The sequence below is a fragment of the Salinibacter sp. genome, from assembly GCF_042218895.1.
Lineage (GTDB): Bacteria > Bacteroidota > Rhodothermia > Rhodothermales > Salinibacteraceae > Salinibacter.
Map to the genome: position 1 here is coordinate 13630 of NZ_JBDGQQ010000098.1, position 1567 is coordinate 15196.

Annotated in this window: 2 protein-coding genes; one reads left to right on the top strand and one right to left on the bottom strand. The window is 60.6% G+C overall.

What is annotated here, in order from left to right:
- A partial coding sequence (locus tag ABEL04_RS08980) for an FAD-dependent oxidoreductase (RefSeq protein WP_375802052.1) occupies positions 1-727 on the bottom strand: 727 nt, incomplete at its 3' end.
- Positions 728-1179: 452 nt separating this feature from the next.
- Between ABEL04_RS08980 and ABEL04_RS08985 the strand changes: the two genes are divergently transcribed.
- A partial coding sequence (locus ABEL04_RS08985) for a hypothetical protein (RefSeq protein ID WP_375802053.1) occupies positions 1180-1567 on the top strand: 388 nt, incomplete at its 3' end.

Consider the following 1567-nt stretch of genomic DNA (forward strand, 5'->3'; position numbering starts at 1 on the left):
GGGCCACCTCGCGGCTCCACGGCCCGGCTGCATTGACGACCGTGCCGGCACGAAATTCGTAGGACCCGCTCTTCTGAGCATCTCGCGCCCGCACCCCTGCTACCTGCCCCGCTTCTTTCAACAGCTCGATTGCTGGCATATAATTTAACGCGGTCGTGCCCATCTGACAGGCCGACCGCAACACCTCCACGATGAGTCGCTGAGAATCAGGCACGCACGCATCGTACCATAGGGCACCTCCCCGCAAGTCCTGCGTCTCGACCGCCGGGAACCGGCGCTTCACTTCGGCGGGAGGAACCACCCGCCCGTACGGAACGACCTGATCCCCCTCCACCCTCCGATCACGTCGCGGCAGGAGCAGCCGATCGACCAGGAAGGCCGACTTAAACACGCCCGTGCACATCAAGCCGCGCTGGTAGAGCGGCACCAGCACGGGCAGGCGCTCCACGAGGTGCGGAAAGTGCTCGAGAAACCACCGCCGCTCCCGGCCAAACGTCCAGTACCGCCTCAGATTGAGCGTTCGCAGCTCCCGAAGACCGCCGTGGATGATGCGCAGGCTGTTGTAACTCGTCGCCCCACCAAAGTCCTCTTTCTCCAGCAGAAGCACAGAGCGATCTCTGAGCGTAGCCTCCAACGCCAGCATAACGCCGTAGACGCCTCCCCCAACCACGATGAGGTCGTACTGCTTTCGGGACGCTTGGTCTGGGGCTCGAGCAATTTTTGTCATTCGGCCAACCTTCTGTATTGCATCACGATCTGGCTACGGACGAACCGAAGAAGAGACTTTCTGTGTCCGAAATGACGGATGTCGACGGTATGGTCTAACAGTCGTTCCTTTAAGTCTCGCACTGGTCTTCTCGCGTCCAGGGTCCCTTCCAATGCGACCCCGAAGCTCCCGGGACACTGCTCTTCTCCAGAAACAGGCAATGGATCGCTGCCCGGAAGATTCCGAATGCCAGCCTCCTCCGCCAGTTCAAACGGGGACGGCAGCGGCCAAAACGGAGGTCGATTCGCACTGTCTCCTAGAAAAAACTGGGGAAGTGCGGCGTCGCGAATCAAGCGCCGTACGATATCCCGTCGAGCCCCCAGCCACTTCCCGACCCCCCATGGTACAACGGGGAGCCCCTCTGCCTGAGCGACCGTACGAACGAGACAGTCAGCCGGCCGATCGGATTCGATGTGATTCCGTGTTCCAACCGCCAGCACCTCCAAACCCTCCTGGGACGCAAGCTGGTGTCCCGCGACGATAATTACGTTTTTTCGCTCCCCTGCCGTGAGGCGTATAGAGGTTTCTTCCGCCGTATCCCGAAACTGCCAGTCCTTCATCCGGCCCTCGAGCCCTCCGGATTTTCTCCGTTTCGAGCATGCGAGAAGACGCTCGAAACCGTCCTCGTGAGGGGAGTCGACCACACACAGAACTCCATCGAACGGGCCTCCCCGACCGAAGCGATGTGCCTCACGCTCAAAATTAGCACGCGCCTTCTCCAGGAACGAGGCAACGCTAAAGCAGCGACGAAGATGGACGTGCGCGTCGACGAAGATCACACCTCAATCACGAACAGCTGGC